Genomic DNA, 224 nt, shown 5'->3' on the forward strand with positions numbered 1-224 from the left:
AGTGGACGGCTTGCCCCGATATGCTGCCTTTCTTACGGCTTCTCATTTTCTTTGCCGGTAATGTTTCGCCCGTTTCAGGGTCTTTGATTGCTAGTTTCTGATAGCGTGGGGCGTGTAGTCCGTCCTCTCCGCATGGCTTGTCATAGCTAGGCTGTAAATAGGTTAGGTGTAAGCCTTGTAGCTCTTCGTCCATATCGCGGATAGCGCAAACCATACAGGGGAAA

This window comes from Neisseria sp. HMSC058F07 (assembly GCF_001810035.1).
GTDB classification, from domain to species: Bacteria; Pseudomonadota; Gammaproteobacteria; order Burkholderiales; family Neisseriaceae; genus Neisseria; species Neisseria perflava.